This is a genomic window from Citrobacter sp. VF227 (assembly GCF_052950715.1).
Map to the genome: position 1 here is coordinate 1 of NZ_JBRFVF010000469.1, position 454 is coordinate 454.

Annotated in this window: 1 pseudogene; it reads left to right on the forward strand. The window is 46.9% G+C overall.

Annotated features, from left to right (window positions below):
* Positions 1 to 94: 94 nt before the first annotated feature.
* Positions 95 to 454: pseudogene (locus ACU8YC_RS27370) on the forward strand (IS21 family transposase); the annotation flags it as partial.

Below are 454 nucleotides of genomic sequence, written 5' to 3' on the forward strand. Positions count from 1 at the left end.
ACTATTAGCATGTTCCGTGACAGCCAACTGGTTGTTTCCTGAAGTTTCTCACACCAGAAAGATAATCAACAAGAAGAGCAGGGAGGACTTTTACATGATAAAGAAAATGCGCCAGGAGGGTGAATACATTGTGGATATTGCGATGCAATTGGATTGATCTAAACGGCCTATCAGGAGCTATCTAAAATATCCTAAACCGCCAGCCAAAAAGACCCGCCACAAAATGGTTAAGCTGAAACCATTTATGGATTACATCGACATGCGCCTGGCAGAGAATGTCTGGAATAGCGAAGTTATCCTCGCAGAGATAAAGGCAATGGGCTATACGGGCGGACGTTCCATGCTGCGTTACTACATCCAGCCCAAACGTAAAACGCGGCCATCAAAAAGAACGGTCCGCTTTGAAACCCAGCCAGGATATCAGCTCCAGCACGACTGGGGCGAAGTCGAGGTG